Origin of the sequence: Nocardioides sp. S-1144 (assembly GCF_005954645.2) — a bacterium.
Lineage (GTDB): Bacteria > Actinomycetota > Actinomycetes > Propionibacteriales > Nocardioidaceae > Nocardioides > Nocardioides dongxiaopingii.
Window position 1 is genome coordinate 85,277 of sequence record NZ_CP040695.2, and the last position, 14,325, is coordinate 99,601.

The 14,325-nt window shown below is 74.5% G+C and carries 14 protein-coding genes; 3 read left to right on the plus strand and 11 right to left on the minus strand.

What is annotated here, in order from left to right; genetic code table 11:
* Window positions 1-15: 15 nt before the first annotated feature.
* From FE634_RS00390 to FE634_RS00400, 3 genes are all read right to left on the minus strand, one after another.
* The gene (locus FE634_RS00390; RefSeq protein WP_148240229.1) at window positions 16-891 is read right to left on the minus strand and encodes a hypothetical protein; all 876 of its coding nucleotides are present in this window, start codon (window positions 889-891) and stop codon (window positions 16-18) included.
* A 107-nt stretch (window positions 892-998) separates the two neighbouring features.
* Window positions 999-1,235: a DUF1059 domain-containing protein gene (locus FE634_RS00395; RefSeq protein WP_137293068.1), complete on the minus strand. Its 237-nt coding sequence runs from the start codon at window positions 1,233-1,235 to the stop codon at window positions 999-1,001.
* Window positions 1,232-2,128 carry a sigma-70 family RNA polymerase sigma factor gene (locus FE634_RS00400; protein WP_138874762.1) on the minus strand — a complete coding sequence of 299 codons (897 nt, stop codon included), beginning with the start codon at window positions 2,126-2,128 and terminating at the stop codon, window positions 1,232-1,234. Before FE634_RS00400 ends, FE634_RS00395 begins: the two co-directional genes overlap by 4 nt.
* 132 nt (window positions 2,129-2,260) lie before the next feature.
* On the opposite strand from FE634_RS00400, the gene FE634_RS00405 reads away from it, so the two are divergent.
* Both FE634_RS00405 and FE634_RS00410 read left to right on the plus strand, forming a co-directional pair.
* Complete coding sequence (locus tag FE634_RS00405; protein WP_137293066.1) at window positions 2,261-3,040, plus strand: glycerophosphodiester phosphodiesterase family protein; 780 nt, start codon at window positions 2,261-2,263, stop codon at window positions 3,038-3,040.
* A 65-nt stretch (window positions 3,041-3,105) separates the two neighbouring features.
* Window positions 3,106-4,041 carry a DUF5926 family protein gene (locus FE634_RS00410; protein WP_137293065.1) on the plus strand — a complete coding sequence of 312 codons (936 nt, stop codon included), beginning with the start codon at window positions 3,106-3,108 and terminating at the stop codon, window positions 4,039-4,041.
* Here FE634_RS00410 and FE634_RS00415 read toward each other — a convergent pair.
* Window positions 4,038-4,451 carry a cyclic nucleotide-binding domain-containing protein gene (locus FE634_RS00415; RefSeq protein ID WP_138874763.1) on the minus strand — a complete coding sequence of 138 codons (414 nt, stop codon included), beginning with the start codon at window positions 4,449-4,451 and terminating at the stop codon, window positions 4,038-4,040. The two genes, FE634_RS00410 and FE634_RS00415, sit on opposite strands and share 4 nt — an antisense overlap.
* Window positions 4,452-4,757: 306 nt before the next feature.
* Window positions 4,758-5,921, minus strand: coding sequence for an arginine deiminase (locus tag FE634_RS00420; protein ID WP_262347521.1), 1,164 nt, complete (start codon window positions 5,919-5,921; stop codon window positions 4,758-4,760).
* A gap of 146 nt (window positions 5,922-6,067) precedes the next feature.
* Here FE634_RS00420 and FE634_RS00425 point away from each other — a divergent pair, with 146 nt between their 5' ends.
* Entirely contained in the window at window positions 6,068-6,460 is a 393-nt protein-coding gene (locus FE634_RS00425; RefSeq protein ID WP_138874765.1) for a DUF4446 family protein, read from the plus strand.
* Window positions 6,461-6,505: 45 nt separating this feature from the next.
* Here FE634_RS00425 and FE634_RS00430 read toward each other — a convergent pair whose 3' ends face one another.
* Genes FE634_RS00430 through FE634_RS20835 form a run of 6 tightly spaced genes read right to left on the minus strand, consistent with a single transcriptional unit; the run spans window position 6,506 to window position 14,303 of the window.
* Window positions 6,506-7,180: a response regulator gene (locus FE634_RS00430; RefSeq protein ID WP_138874766.1), complete on the minus strand. Its 675-nt coding sequence runs from the start codon at window positions 7,178-7,180 to the stop codon at window positions 6,506-6,508.
* Entirely contained in the window at window positions 7,177-9,717 is a 2,541-nt protein-coding gene (locus tag FE634_RS00435; RefSeq protein WP_148240230.1) for an ATP-binding protein, read from the minus strand. Before FE634_RS00435 ends, FE634_RS00430 begins: the two co-directional genes overlap by 4 nt.
* An 8-nt stretch (window positions 9,718-9,725) precedes the next feature.
* Window positions 9,726-10,346: a potassium-transporting ATPase subunit KdpC gene (kdpC, locus tag FE634_RS00440; protein ID WP_137293059.1), complete on the minus strand. Its 621-nt coding sequence runs from the start codon at window positions 10,344-10,346 to the stop codon at window positions 9,726-9,728.
* A gap of 8 nt (window positions 10,347-10,354) precedes the next feature.
* Window positions 10,355-12,469 carry a potassium-transporting ATPase subunit KdpB gene (gene kdpB, locus FE634_RS00445; protein WP_148240231.1) on the minus strand — a complete coding sequence of 705 codons (2,115 nt, stop codon included), beginning with the start codon at window positions 12,467-12,469 and terminating at the stop codon, window positions 10,355-10,357.
* A complete protein-coding gene (kdpA, locus tag FE634_RS00450; protein WP_148240232.1) occupies window positions 12,466-14,130 on the minus strand; it encodes a potassium-transporting ATPase subunit KdpA in 1,665 nt (554 codons plus the stop codon). Before kdpA ends, kdpB begins: the two co-directional genes overlap by 4 nt.
* The gene (locus FE634_RS20835; RefSeq protein WP_170981503.1) at window positions 14,127-14,303 is read right to left on the minus strand and encodes a hypothetical protein; all 177 of its coding nucleotides are present in this window, start codon (window positions 14,301-14,303) and stop codon (window positions 14,127-14,129) included. The genes kdpA and FE634_RS20835 overlap by 4 nt, the downstream gene beginning before the upstream one ends.
* Between the last annotated feature and the right edge of the window lie 22 nt (window positions 14,304-14,325).

Sequence of the window (14,325 nt, forward strand, 5' to 3'; positions counted from 1 at the left end):
GGCGCGGGAACGGGCTCAGGGCAGGGGCGTGGGGTCGGTCGGGTCGGGCGGCACCGGCAGGGAGCCCCGGACGCGGTTCTGCGCCTGGCACTGGCTGGTGCAGCTGGTCGCACCCTGGGACAGCTCGATCGCGTCCTCCCCGAGGACGCCGCCGAGCCGGCCGCCGGGGACGACGGACCACCGCGTGGTCCGGCCGTCCTGGAACAGCTTCGTGGCGACCTGCGGGCTGTCCTTGCCGAGGAGCATCTGGTGGGCGTCCGGACCGGACGCGACGGCGTCGACGCCGTCACCGAAGTTGATCTTCCCGGTGAAGCTGTTGACGAAGTAGAACAGGCCGGGGCCGAGCGTGTGCACGACCTCGACGTCGCCCGCGAACTCCGGCTCCATCTGGAAGATGCCACCCTGCGGCGCGTCCTTGGCCTGGATCTTCAGCTTGCCGGCGGCCGTCGCGAGGATCACGACGAGCGTGCCGTCCCTGACCTCCAGCTGGCGCAGCACCGGGGCGCGCAGCTGTGCGGGGCCCAGCACCGGCACCTTCGAGGCGAAGACCACCGTCGGCCGGGTCACCATCCGCTCCGGGGAGGGCGCGCCGGTCAGCGTGTAGTCGTGGACGCCGAGGGTGGCCGGGTCGATCGTGAACCGGGTGTGGACGCCGGCGACGGTGATCCCGGCGGTGACGGCGAGGTCCCTGACCCGGACGTCCCGACCGGGCGCGGGGTCGTAGGTCCGGCCGTTGACGGTGACGGCGTAGTCGCCGGCGGTGGCGGACGTCGTCCCACCGCCCCGGTCGTCGCCGCCACCGTCGTCACCGCCCTTGGCGTGGGCGGCGGTGGCGGGGGCGAGGAGTGCGGCGGCCGCGAGTGCGGCGGCGGCGAGGCGGAGCCTGGTCATGGGGGTCCCTCTCGAGGTGCGAAGACACCGCGGTGCGGTGTGCCCCCAGTCAAGGCGCGAGCGGGTCGGTGTTCCCAGGTGTCCGGTGGTCCTAGTACCCCGCTCGCTCAGTCGTCGGGGAGGGCCGCGAAGGCGGCCTTCGTGTCGCGGTACCAGCCCATTGACCGCTTCGGGTGCCGCCACCGGCCCTTCATCGCGTCGCGCGCCTCCTGGTGGGTGGCGTCGCCGGCCTTCTCGGCCTCCTTGAGGTGCTGGTCCTGGGCGTTGATGACGTCGTCGGCGCTCTCGCCGTGGTGCGCGAGCTCGCAGGGTCCGCCCAGGTCGCGGCAGGTCATGGTCTTCATCGGTCTCTCCTCGTGGGGTGGGTGGGGGTGGCTCCGTCGCGGCGCACGACGTCGGCGAGCACGTCGGGCGCGGCGCGGAAGGTGATGGTGTGCACGACGCCGTCGACGACGGTGAAGTCGAAGACGACCCTCGCCTCGCCGCGGTGGAACCAGGCGGCGCCGGGGCGCCCGCCGACGAGGACCGGGAACGCCGCGGCGGCGCTGCCGTCGAAGAAGGCCGCCACCTCGTCGCGGCCCGCGACGTGCCGCGGGGTGCCGGCCAGGACGGCGGCGTCGTCGGCGCCGACGCTGGCGTCGGGGGCGAGCAGCCGCAGCAGCCGGTCGAGGTCGCCGCCCCGGGCCGCGGCCATGAAGGCGTCGACGACCTCCCAGTCGGCGAGCCGGTCCTCGGGCCGGGGCTGGGCCACCTTGGCCCGCGCCCGTGAGGCGAGCTTGCGGGCCGCGACCGGGGAGGTGTCGAGGACCGCCGCGATGGTGGGGAAGTCGAAGCCGAAGCTGTCGTGGAGCACGAACGCGACCCGCTCGCGCGGCGAGAGCCGGTCGAGGACCACGTGCAGGGCCAGCCCGACGGTGTCGGCCAGGGCGACGTCGTCGGCGGGGTCGCCGGCGAGCCCGTGCCGGTCGTCGGGGCCGTCCACGCCGTCGAGGTCGTCCAGGTCGGCGTCGTCGACCGGGACCGGCGTGCGCGAGCGCAGCCGGTCGAGGCAGAGCCGGGTGGTCACGGTTGTCAGCCAGGCCGGGACGTTCTCGATCACGGTGCCGGACGCCGCCCGGTCCATCCGCAGCCAGGCCTGCTGGACGACGTCCTCGGCCTCGGCGTGGTCGCCGAGCACCCGGCTCGCGATCCCCACGAGTCGCGGTCGCTCGGCCTCGAACACCTGCGTCTGGTCCACGGCTGCACCCTTCCACCTCGTCCGTCACTCCTCCGACGATCGGGCGGCGCCGGGTGTGACCGTTCCCGCACCGCGACCGACACTCCGACCGCTGCCCCCGCCCGGCTGGCGCCGGTCGGGCACGATGGAGGCATGACGACGCAGGTCGTGGCGCACCGCGGGGCCAGCGACGAGAACGCCGAGCACACGCTGGGGGCCTACCTGGCGGCGCTCGAGTCGGGGGCCGACGGCCTCGAGTGCGACGTCCGGCTGACCGCCGACGGCCACCTGGTGTGCGTGCACGACCGCGACCTCCGGCGCACGGCGCAGGCGCGGGGGCTGGTCTCCACGATGGACCTCGCCGACCTCAACGAGCTCGACTTCGCCACGTGGAAGAACCCGTGGGCCGACCTCGACGACGAGGCGCCCGAGCGCGACGAGTCGCTCGACCGGGTGCTGACGCTGCGCAAGCTGCTCGAGACCGTCGCCGACCTCGACCGGCGCGTCGAGGTGGCGATCGAGACCAAGCACCCCACGCGCTACGGCGGGCTCGTCGAGCGCCGGCTGGTGGAGATGCTCAAGGACTTCGGGTGGGACGTGCCCGGGTCGCCGGTGCGGGTGATGAGCTTCTCCTTCACCGCCCTGCAGCGCGTGGAGCGGGCGGCACCCGGGATCCAGCTGGTCCAGCTGGTCGACAAGGCGCAGCACTGGTCGATGCTGCGCCGCGTGGTCGGGCCCGGGTGGATCATGGGCCCGGGCATCGCGCTGCTCCGCGAGCAGCCCCGGCTCGGCGAACGGATCACCACCGCCGGGCACGACATGCACGTCTGGACGGTCAACACCGACCGCGACCTCGAGCGCTGCCTCGAGCTCGGCGTCAAGGCCGTCATCACCGACCGGCCGGCCTACATCCTGGAGCGGCTCGGGCGCTGACGTCCGCGGCGGGTGCGGGTGGCTGGGTGCGCGGCGGCCCGCGCGGCCCCGGTAGGTTCTGCGCCATGGCGAAGAAGTCCCGCACCAAGGCCCGCGACCACGCACCCGCCGAGACCGACGGGGCGGTCGGCCCGCGCCAGCCCTGCCCGTGCGGCTCCGGCAAGCGGTACAAAGCCTGCCACGGGGCCTCCGGCGGTGCCGACGTCTACGTCGCGCGCCCCTTCGAGGGCCTGCCCGGCGAGTGCGACATCATCGCGCTGCGCGAGCTCGTCCCGGCGGCGACCGCGCCCCTGACCATCAAGGGTCACGAGGACCGCACCGTGCGGCTCTGCACCCTCCTGCCCGGCGCGGTGCCTGCGATGTCGCGCGACAGCGGCGAGGTCTGGCTCGGCCTGCAGGTGCAGCACCAGTTCGGCGACCCCTCGCGCGACCTGGCCGCCGTCCTCGAGGCCGCGCTGGCCGCCGAGCCCGGCGTCGTCGGCCTCACGACGCCGCCCGGACCGGGCCACCGGCTGCAGGACCTCGTCACCGACGAGACGCTCGACGTCACCGTGCACGACGGGTTCGACTACTGGGTCTCCGACCTCGACGACAGCGACGAGCTCGCCGGCGCCCTCGAGCAGGCCAACGACGCCGCGACGCCCACCTCGCGGCTGGGCTCGGTCGAGGCCGCCTACTGGACCGACGTCGGCACCAAGGAGCACCTGCGCTGGGTGATGCCCGAGCCCGAGGACGCGCTGCTCGACGCGCTGGCCCGGCTGCACGAGAGCGGCGACGACGTCATCGTCCCCGACGCCCGCCTGGTCGGCATGTTCCGCGCGCACGGCCTGCTCGCGCCCGTCTGGGACCTCCCCGTCGGCACCGGCGCCGAGGTGCTGGAGGAGCCGGCCGCGGCGTTCAAGAAGGCCCTCGACGCCGCCCTGGCCGACACCTCGCCGCTCACCGCCGAGCAGCGCTCGGCGCGCTCGGGCCTCGCGAACCGCCAGGTGACGATCCGCTAGCCGGTCCCGTCACCGGCGCCCGCCGCGCCGCCGGCGGCCGCCGCGCCGCCGACCCGCGACTGGGCGAGGGCGACGAGCTTGTCGCGGAACCCGGGGAGCTCCTCGAGCAGCTCGTTGATGTCGGTGTCGGTGAAGTGGATCGCGCTCAGCGGCGTCAGCGCGACCACGGTCGCGGTGCGCAACGAGCGGCCGACGATCGCGGCCTCGCCGACGATGTCGCCGGCGCCGAGGCGGGCGATCTCCGTGCCACCGCGCCGCACCGAGACCGAGCCGTCGAGGATGATGTAGGCCTTGTCGGCCGGGGTGCGCTCCCAGATCGGCGACCAGCCCTCCGGCAGCCGCACCCGTCGTCCGTGGGCGCTGATCCGCGCGATCTCCCGCGCGCTGAACGAGTCGAAGAACGTCGCCATGCCTGCTCAACGACCGCGTCGGCCGGAGGTGACGGCACGACGCCGCCCTCCTGCGGGACGGTCCGGCGTCCGTCTGCGGTGGCCCCAGCCGCGCAATTGCCGAGGTTGGCTCGTGTCTGGCGCCGCGAACTGAGCCAACCTCGGCAATTGCGCGCCGTGGGCCGGTCCGACCCGAGTGATCGAGCCAACCTCGGCAATTGCGCGCTCCGGGCCGACGCGACCGGGAGAAACTGAGCCAACGTCGGCAATTGCGCGCCCTGGACCAACCCGACCCGACCCGGGCCGGACCGGGGGTGGCGCGGCAGGTCAGACGAGCGGGTCGCGCTCGATCGGGCAGCTCATGCAGCGCGGGCCGCCGCGGCCGGAGCCCAGCTCGGAGCCGGCGATGCGGACGACCTCGATGCCGGCCTGCTCGAGCCGGTCGTTGGTGGCGTCGTTGCGCTCGTAGGCGACCGCGACGCGGGGGGCGAGGGCCAGGGTGTTGTTGCCGTCGTCCCACTGCTCGCGCTCGGCGGTCACCGGGTCGAGGCCGGTGTCGATGCGGTGCAGGACGTCGATGCCCATGGCGTCCGCCGCGGCCTCGAGGAAGGGGCGGGAGTCGGCGACCGAGAGCCGCAGCTCGCCGTCGTCGGACTGCCCGTCGGGGGTGACGGTGAAGGCGACGAGCGAGTCGGCGACGTTCTCGTAGACGACCATCTTGTCGACGTCGACCATCGTGCAGATGGTGTCGAGGTGCATGGTCGCGCGCTCCTGGGCGATCGGGACGGCCAGCACGGTGTGGGCGAGGTCGTCGTCGAAGACCTGGCGGGCCAGCCGCTCGACGCCGGCGGGGGTGGTGCGCTCGCCGACGCCGACGGCGACGACCCCGGGCGCGAGCAGGAGGACGTCGCCGCCCTCGACGTGCTCGTAGTGCGAGCCGTGGATGCGCGGGGTGCCGACGAAGCGCGGGTGGCGGGTGTAGATCAGCTCGGTCAGCTCGGTCTCGCGCTTGCGGGCCGGCATGGCGAGCGAGGTGATCGCGACGTGGTCGCGCACCCACACCGAGGAGTCGCGGGTGAAGAGCAGGTTGGGCAGCGGGTCGATGAGGAAGTCGTCGTGGGTGAGCAGCGAGGTGACCAGGCCGAAGCCGCCGCGCACCTCGTCGTTGCGGATCCCTGCGGTGAGGTACGTCGTCAGCTCGGCCGGGGTGGCCTCGCCCAGGAAGCCCTGGAGGTAGCGCCGCATCGTGTCGCCCAGGTCGAGCCCGGCGAGCGCGTCGGAGATCGCGGCGGCCCGGGCCCCGTCGTCGGCGAGGGTCTCGGTGAGCAGGTCGGTGAGGTAGAGCACCTCGACGTCCCGCTCGCGCAGGGCCTGCGCGAACGCGTCGTGCTCCTCCTGCGCGCGGGCCACCCAGGGGATGCCGTCGAAGAGGAGCCGGTCGTTGTTGCGTGGTGTCAGCCGGGTGAGCTCGCCGCCGGGGCGGTGCAGCATGACCGTCCTGAGTCGTCCGACTTCGCTGTCCGCTCCAAGGGTCATGCCCGCAGCCTAGTGACGTCGCAGATTGTCTGACAATCCTGGCGGCCGGGGGGTCGGTGTGCCTGCCGCGCCGCGGCCGTGGCCCCGCCTACCGTGGGCGCATGCTCGAGGTGCTGGCGGTCGTCGCCGTCGTCCTGGCGGCCGCGGCGCTGGTCCTGGCCGTGGTCGCGCTGCGCCGCACCAGCCGGCGTGCCGACGGCTCCGACCTGCCCCAGGACCTGCACGGCCTGCGGCAGGAGGTCGCGGCCCTGCGCGCGGAGGGCGCCGACGTGCTGCGGCACCTGGCCGTCGTCCGCTACGACGCGTTCAACGACGTCGGCGGGCACCTCTCGTGGAGCCTGGCCCTGCTCGACGACCACGGCGACGGCGTCCTGCTGAGCTCGATCCACGGCCGTAGCGAGGCCCGCTCCTACGCCAAGAGCGTCACCGGCTGGAGCTGCGAGCAGCAGCTCTCGCCCGAGGAGGACGAGGCCATCACCCTCGCCCGAGGCTGACCCCCACCGCTGACCCGTCGCTGATCAGCGACGGGTCAGCGGGGGTCAGGGCTCGAGGGTGTAGCCCAGCCCGGCGCTGGTGCGGAGGTGGCGCGGGGCGGAGGGGTCGTCCTCGAGCTTGCGGCGCAGCTGGGCGGCGTAGACGCGCAGGTAGTGCGTCTCGTGCAGGTACGCCGGGCCCCACACCTCGCGGAGCACCTGCTCGCGCGGGACCAGCCGGCCGACGTTGCGGGCGAGCAGCTCGAGGAAGGCCCACTCGGTCGGGGTCAGCCGCACGTCGGCGCCGGCCTTGGCGACCCGCTTGCGGGCCAGGTCGATGGCGAGGTCGCCGACCTGCACCAGCGCCGCCGTGGGGGCGGCCTCCTGGGCGCGGCGGACGGCGGCGCGCAGCCGCGCCATCAGCTCGTTCATCGCGAACGGCTTGGTGACGTAGTCGTCGGCGCCGAGGTCGAGCGCCTCGACCTTGTCCTCGCCGTGCTGGCGCGCCGAGAGGACGACGATCGGCACCGTCGTCCAGCCGCGCAGGCCCGAGATCACCTCGGTGCCGTCGAGGTCGGGCAGGCCCAGGTCGAGCAGGACGACGTCCGGGTGCGTCGTCGCGGCGGCGTCGAGGGCACCGCGGCCGTCGGCGGCCGTGACGACGTCCCAGCCGTGGGCGCGCAGGTTGATCGCCAGGGCGCGGGCCAGGGCCGGCTCGTCGTCGACCACGAGCACCCTCACCCGCCCACCCCCGTGCCCGTCCCTGAGCCCGTCCCCGTCGGCGGCTCGGCCCGCGGCACCGCCAGCACCATCGTCAGGCCGCCGCCCGGCGTGTCCTCGGCCTCCAGCGTGCCACCGAGCGCCTCGGTGAGCCCGCGCGCCACGGCCAGGCCGAGGCCCAGCCCGCCGACGGAGGAGTCGTCGAGCCGCTGGAACGGCGCGAACATCCGCTCCCGCTGGGCCGCCGGGACGCCCGGGCCCCGGTCGACCACGAGCACCTCGACCGTCCCCGGCAGCACGTGGGCCAGCACCCGCACCGGCGTCGCGCCGGTCGACCGCGAGGCGCGGACGGCGTTGCCGACCAGGTTGGCGACCACCCGCTCCAGCATCCCGACGTCGGTGCGCACCATCGGCACCGACTCGTCGACCTCGAGCGAGACCGCGCCGGGCGGGTGGCCGGCGACGGCGAGCGGCAGCACCTCGTCGAGCGACCGGTCGCGCAGCACCGGCTGCAGCAGGCCGGCCTCGAGGCGGGACAGGTCGAGCAGGTGGTCGATGAGCCGCTCGAGCCGGTCGATGCCGTCGTCGAGGGAGCGCACCAGCTCGGCGCGGTCGTCGGGACCCACGAGCTCGCCGCCGCCCACCAGGCCGTCGACCGAGGTGCGCATCGTGGCCAGCGGCGTCCGGAGGTCGTGGGAGACGGCGCGGAGCAGGGCGGTGGACGTCGCCTCGGCCGACTCGAGCGCGGCGGCCCGGTCCTCGCGGGTGCGGAGCCGGCGGTACTCCAGCACCAGCGACGTCTGCACCGCGAAGCCCTCCAGCACGCGCTGGTCGCTGGCGCGCAGCGGGTCGCCGGTCAGCACCAGGACGTGGTCGTCGTCGACCCGCACCCGCGTGTCGCCCTCGTCGGGCGTCGCGGCGCACGGGCCGCCGCTGGCCGCCACCACCTGCCAGCCGGACGCCGTGCGCGCGAGCAGCGAGACGGCGTCCTGGCCGAAGGTCTCGCGCAGCCGCGCGACGACGGCCTCGGCGGTGTCGTGGCCGGTGAGCACCGAGCGCGACAGGGCGCCCATGGTGGCGGCCTCGGTGCGCGCCAGGGTCGCCTCGGCGGCCCGCCGCGAGGCGCGGTCGACGACGGTCGCGACCCCGCCGGCGACCGCCACGTAGACCAGCAGCGCGACGAAGTTCGCCGGCTCGGCGACGGTGAGCACCCCGGTCGGCGGGGTGAAGAACCAGTTGAGCGTGAAGAAGCTGACCACGGCGGCCGCGAGCGCCGGCAGCAGGCCGCCGACGAGCGCGACCAGCACGGTGCCGGCCAGCAGGAGCATCTCGGCGAGCGGCAGCTGGTCGGTGTCCTCGAAGCGCTGCAGCAGCCAGGTGAGCACCACCGGCAGCACCACCGCCGCCGCCCACCCGGCCAGCTGCCGCCGGGTGCTCAACGACGACCCGGCGCCGCGCGCCCGGGTGGCCCGACCGGCCTGGGCGTGGGTGACCAGGTGGACGTCGACGGCGCCGGCGAGGGAGGCGATCCGGTCACCGGAGCTGCCGGTGAGGAGCCGCCGCAGCCGCCCGTGCCGCGAGACGCCGACGACGAGCATGGTGGCGTCCGCGCCGGTGGCGAAGTCGACGACCGCCCGGGCGACGTCCTCGCCGACGACGGTGTGGAACGTGCCGCCGAGCGTCGCGACGAGCTGCTGGGCGCGGGCCACCTGGCGCTCGCCGGGGTCGCGCAGGCCGTCGTCGGCGATCACGTGGACGGCGAGCAGCTCGGACCCGACGGCGCGCTCGGCGAGCTTGGCGCCGCGCCGGATGAGGGTCTCCGACTCCGGCCCGCCGGTGACCGCGACGACGACCCGCTCCTTGGTCGGCCAGGGGTGGTCGATGCGGTGCGCGCGCCGGTAGTCGCCGAGCGCGTCGTCGACCCGGTCGGCCAGCCACAGCAGGGCCAGCTCGCGCAGCGCGGTCAGGTTGCCGACCCGGAAGTACGACGTGAGCGAGGCGTCGACGTTCTCGGGCCGGTAGACGTTGCCGTGCGCCATCCGGCGGCGCAGGGCCTCCGGCGCCATGTCGACGAGCTGGATCTGGTCGGCGCTGCGCACGACGGCGTCCGGCACGGTCTCGCGCTGCCGGACGCCGGTGATCCGCTCGACCTGGTCGTTGAGGGACTCCAGGTGCTGGATGTTGACGGTGGTGACCACGTCGATGCCGGCGGCCCGGATCACCTCGACGTCCTCGGCGCGCTTCTCGCGCGCGCTGCCCGGCACGTTGGTGTGCGCGAGCTCGTCGATGCACACGACCGCCGGGCGCCGGGCCAGGACGGCGTCGACGTCGAGGTCGGTGAACGTCGTCCCGCGGTGCTCCACGGTGCGGCGCGGCAGCACCTCGAGGCCCTCGGTGCGCGCCTCGGTGTGCGCGCGCCCGTGCGTCTCCACGAGCCCGACCACGACGTCGGTGCCGCGCTCGACCCGGCGGCGGGCCTCGTCGAGCATCGCGCAGGTCTTGCCGACGCCCGGCGCGGCGCCGAGGTAGACCGTCAGCCGACCCCGACGCTGCTCCACGCCCCCCACTATCCCGCAGCGCCCGCGGCGGCGAGCACCGCGATGTTCAGGCCGAGCACGTCGACCCGCGGCTCGCCCAGGATCCCGAGGGTCCGGCCCTCGGTGTGCTCCTCGACGAGCGCGCGGACGTCGTCCGGCGCCAGGCCGGTCCCGCGGGCCACCCGCGCGACCTGGATCGCGGCGTAGGCGGGGGAGATGTGCGGGTCGAGGCCCGAGGCGGACGCGGTGACGGCGTCCGGGGGCACGTCGTCCGGGGCGACGCCCTCGCGCGCGGCGACCTCGGCGCGGCGCTCGGTGATCGCGGCGACCAGCTCCGGGCTCTCGGGCCCGAGGTTCGAGCCGTAGGACGACAGCGGGTCGTAGCCGTCGCCCGCGGCCGAGGGCCGCGGCTGGAAGAGGGTGGGGTCGTCGACCAGCTGGCCGAGCAGGGCGGAGCCGACCGCCTCGTCCGGGTCGGTGGTGTGGGCGCCGGTCACGGTCACCAGCGACCCGTCGGCCTGCCAGGGCGCCGCGACCCGGGCGATGCCGGTGACGAGCAGCGGGTAGCCGAGGCCGAGCACGAGGGTCATCGCGACCAGGAGCCGGAGTCCGGCGAGGCTGAAGCGGAAGAGCGAGGAGAGGTCCTTCATCACGTGTCCTAGAGGCCGGGGATGTGCGAGATGACGAGGTCGAGGAGCTTGATGCCGAGGAACGGGGCGACCAGTCCCCCGACGCCGTAGACGAGCAGGTTGCGCTGGAGCAGCGCGGACGCCGACGCGGGCCGGTAGGCGACGCCGCGCAGCGCGAGCGGGATCAGCGCCACGATCACCAGCGCGTTGAACACGACCGCGGAGACGATCGCCGACTCCGGGCTGCTGAGCCGCATCACGTTGAGCACGTCGAGGTCGGGGAAGGCGACCACGAACATCGCCGGCAGGATCGCGAAGTACTTGGCGACGTCGTTGGCCACCGAGAACGTCGTGAGCGCGCCGCGGGTGATCAGCAGCTGCTTGCCGATCTCGACGACGTCGAGCAGCTTGGTCGGGTCGGAGTCGAGGTCGACCATGTTGCCGGCCTCCTTGGCGGCGGTGGTGCCGGTGTTCATCGCGACGCCAACGTCGGCCTGGGCCAGCGCCGGGGCGTCGTTGGTGCCGTCGCCGCACATCGCGACCATCCGGCCGCCCTGCTGCTCGCGGCGGATCAGGGCGAGCTTGTCCTCGGGCGTGGCCTCGGCGAGGACGTCGTCGACGCCGGCCTCCCGCGCGATCGCGGCGGCCGTGACGGCGTTGTCGCCGGTGATCATGACGGTGCGGATGCCCATCGCGCGCAGCTCCTCGAAGCGCTCGCGGATGCCGTCCTTGACGACGTCCTTGAGGTGGATCACGCCGAGCAGCCGGGCCGGTGCCGACCCGACCTGCTCGGCCACCACCAGCGGGGTGCCGCCGCTCTCGCTGACGTGCTGCACGTGCGCCTCGATCGCGGCGACCGAGGGGTGCGCGGCCGGTGATCCGGTGCTGTGGACCCACTGCGCGACGGCGGATCCGGCGCCCTTGCGCAGCGTCCGGCCGGGCAGGTCGAGGCCGCTCATCCGGGTCGCGGCGGAGAACGGGACGAACGTCGCACCCGGCGGCGTCGCGACGGCGCCGCCGACGAGGGTCACGATGCTGCGACCCTCGGGCGTCTCGTCGGCCAGCGACGACAGCAGCGCCGCCTCGGCGAGCTCGGCGGACGTGACGCCCGGGACCGCCAGCAGCTCGGCCGCCTGCCGGTTGCCGTGGGTGATCGTGCCGGTCTTGTCGAGCAGCAGGACGTCGACGTCGCCGGCGGCCTCGACGGCGCGCCCCGACATCGCGAGCACGTTGCGGCGGACGAGGCGGTCCATGCCGGCGATGCCGATGGCGGAGAGCAGGGCGCCGATCGTCGTCGGGATCAGGCAGACCAGGAGCGCGGTGAGCACGAGTGGGGACTGGTGGGCGCCGCTGTGGTCGGCGAGGAAGTACAGCGAGCCGCAGACCACGACGAACACGACGGTCAGCGAGCTGAGGAGCACGTTGAGCGCGATCTCGTTCGGGGTGCGCTGGCGCTCGGAGCCCTCGACGAGCGCGATCATCCGGTCGACGAAGGACTGGCCGGGCTCGGAGGTGATCTTGACGACGATCCGGTCGGAGAGCACGACCGTGCCGCCGGTGACCGCGCTGCGGTCGCCACCCGACTCGCGGATGACGGGCGCGGACTCCCCGGTCACCGCCGACTCGTCGACCGACGCGACGCCCGCCACGACGTCGCCGTCGCCGGGGATCCGCTCGCCGGCCTCGACCACGACGACGTCGCCGGCGTGCAGCGACGTGCTCGGGACCTCGTCGGTGGGCAGGTCGGTGGGCAGGTCGGCGAGGGTGTCGGTGTGGGGCAGCGCGCCGGCCGCGCCGCGCACCCGCCGGGCGGGCGTCTCGGTCTGCAGCTCGCGCAGGCTGGCCGCCTGGGCCTTGCCGCGGCCCTCGGCGACCGACTCGGCGAGGGTCCCGAAGACCACGGTGAGCCACAGCCACAGGGTGACCAGCCAGCCGAGGGTGCTCGGGTCGAGGACCGACATGACGGTCGTCGCGACGGCGCCGACCTCGACGACGAGCATCACCGGCGTGGCGAGCAGCTCGCGCGGGTCGAGCTTGCGGAGCGCGCCCGGCAGGGCCGCCGCCAGCTGCGCGACGGTCAGGACGCTGGAGCCCCGGGCGGTGGGGGTGGTGGCGGTGGGGGTGGTGCTGGCGGGGGTGCTCATGACAGGGACTCCACGATCGGACCGAGGGCGAGCACCGGCACGTAGGTCAGCCCGACCACGACCAGCGCCACGCCCGCGAGCAGGACGACGAACAGGGGACGGTGGGTCGGCAGGGTGCCGGCTCCCGCGGGCAGGCGGGGCTGGGTGGCGAACCGTCCGGCCAGGGCCAGCACCACGACCATCGGCAGGAACCGGCCGAGCAGCATGCACAGCCCGAGCAGGGTGTTCCAGAACGGCGTGCCGGAGGTGAGACCTCCGAAGGCCGAGCCGTTGTTGTTCGAGGCCGACGTGACGGCGTACACGGCCTCGGTCAGCCCGTGCGGACCGCTCTCCTGGAGGCCGGCGAGGCCGTCGGACGCGGTCAGCGCGACGGCGCTGCCGACGAGGACGAGCACGGGTGTGGTCAGCACGTACGCCGCGACCAGCACGATCTCGCGCTGGCCGATCTTCTTGCCGAGGTACTCCGGGGTGCGGCCGACCATGAGGCCGCAGAGGAAGACGGTGACGACGGCCAGCACCAACATGCCGTAGAGCCCCGAGCCGACGCCGCCGGGCGCGATCTCGCCGAGCATCATGTTGAACAGCGCGACGCCGCCGCCGGGGGCGGTGAGGGAGTCGTGCATCGTGTTGACCGCGCCGGTCGACGTGCCGGTGGTGGCCGCGGCGAACAGCGCGGAGCCGGCCGTGCCGAACCGCTGCTCCTTGCCCTCCAGGGCGCCCTGGGCGAGCTGGGGCGCGGTGCCGGGACCGGCCATCTCGGCCCAGGTGAGGAGCGCGACCGAGACGGCGAGCAGGAGGCCCATCACGGTGAGGACGGCGACGCCCTGGCGGCGGTCGCCGACGATCAGCCCGAACGCCCAGGCCATCGCGAACGGGACGAGCAGGATCAGGAAGATCTCGAACAGGTTCGACAGCGGCGTCGGGTTCTCGAAGGGGTGCGCGGAGTTGGCGTTGTAGAAGCCGCCGCCGTTCGTGCCGAGCTCCTTGATCGCCTCCTGGCTGGCGACCGGTCCGCCGGTGATGGCCTGGTGGCCGCCGGTGAGGGTGTCGACGAGGTGCGGGCCGGCGAGGTTCTGGACGACGCCCGTCGCGACGAGCAGGACGGCGGCGACCAGGGCGATCGGCAGCAGCACCCGCAGGACGGTGCGCACCAGGTCGGCCCAGAAGTTGCCGACCCGTCCCGCCCCGCCGCGCCGCGCGAGACCGCGGGCGAAGGCCGCCGCGACCGCCATCCCGACGCCGGCGGAGAGGAAGTTCTGCACGGTGAGGCCCGACATCTGCATCAGGTGGCCGAGCGCGGCCTCGCCGGAGTACCACTGCCAGTTGGTGTTGGTGACGAAGGAGACGGCGGTGTTCCAGGCGCCGTCGGGCGGCAGCGCCGCGAACCCCAGCGACAGCGGCAGGTGCTGCTGGAGCCGGCCGAACGCGAACAGCACCAGGACGCCGACCAGCGAGAAGCCGAGCACGGACATCGCGTAGGTGCGCCAGTGCTGGTCGGCGTCGGGGTCGACGCGCAGCACCCGGTAGGTCACCCGCTCGACCGCGAGGTGTCGCGGGGAGGTGTAGGCGTGCGCGAGCAGGCGGCCGAGCGGCGGCACGGTGAGCGCCAGCGCCGCGACCAGCACCGCGACCTGCAGCAGGGTCGGGACGATCTCGCTCACGCCGCGCCGCCCTGGGCGGGTCCGGTCGGGGTGGTCTCGGCGGTCGGGTCGGCCGGGTCCGCGGGGTCGACCCGGTCGGCGGGATCGTCGAGGTAGCGGGCGAGCGCACCCACCAGCAGCGCCAGGAGCGCGAAGGCGGCGAGGGTGAGCAGGAGGTAGGGGACGTCGTTCACGTCCTCATCGAACGCCCGTGCC

Coding starts and splice junctions, on each gene's coding strand:
- FE634_RS00390 (WP_148240229.1), bottom strand. CDS start 891: ATGACCAGGCTCCGCCTCGCCGCCGCCGCACTCGCGGCCGCCGCACTC.
- FE634_RS00395 (WP_137293068.1), bottom strand. CDS start 1,235: ATGAAGACCATGACCTGCCGCGACCTGGGCGGACCCTGCGAGCTCGCG.
- FE634_RS00405 (WP_137293066.1), top strand. CDS start 2,261: ATGACGACGCAGGTCGTGGCGCACCGCGGGGCCAGCGACGAGAACGCC.
- FE634_RS00410 (WP_137293065.1), top strand. CDS start 3,106: ATGGCGAAGAAGTCCCGCACCAAGGCCCGCGACCACGCACCCGCCGAG.
- FE634_RS00415 (WP_138874763.1), bottom strand. CDS start 4,451: ATGGCGACGTTCTTCGACTCGTTCAGCGCGCGGGAGATCGCGCGGATC.
- FE634_RS00420 (WP_262347521.1), bottom strand. CDS start 5,921: ATGCTGCACCGCCCCGGCGGCGAGCTCACCCGGCTGACACCACGCAAC.
- FE634_RS00425 (WP_138874765.1), top strand. CDS start 6,068: ATGCTCGAGGTGCTGGCGGTCGTCGCCGTCGTCCTGGCGGCCGCGGCG.
- kdpC (WP_137293059.1), bottom strand. CDS start 10,346: ATGAAGGACCTCTCCTCGCTCTTCCGCTTCAGCCTCGCCGGACTCCGG.
- kdpB (WP_148240231.1), bottom strand. CDS start 12,469: ATGAGCACCCCCGCCAGCACCACCCCCACCGCCACCACCCCCACCGCC.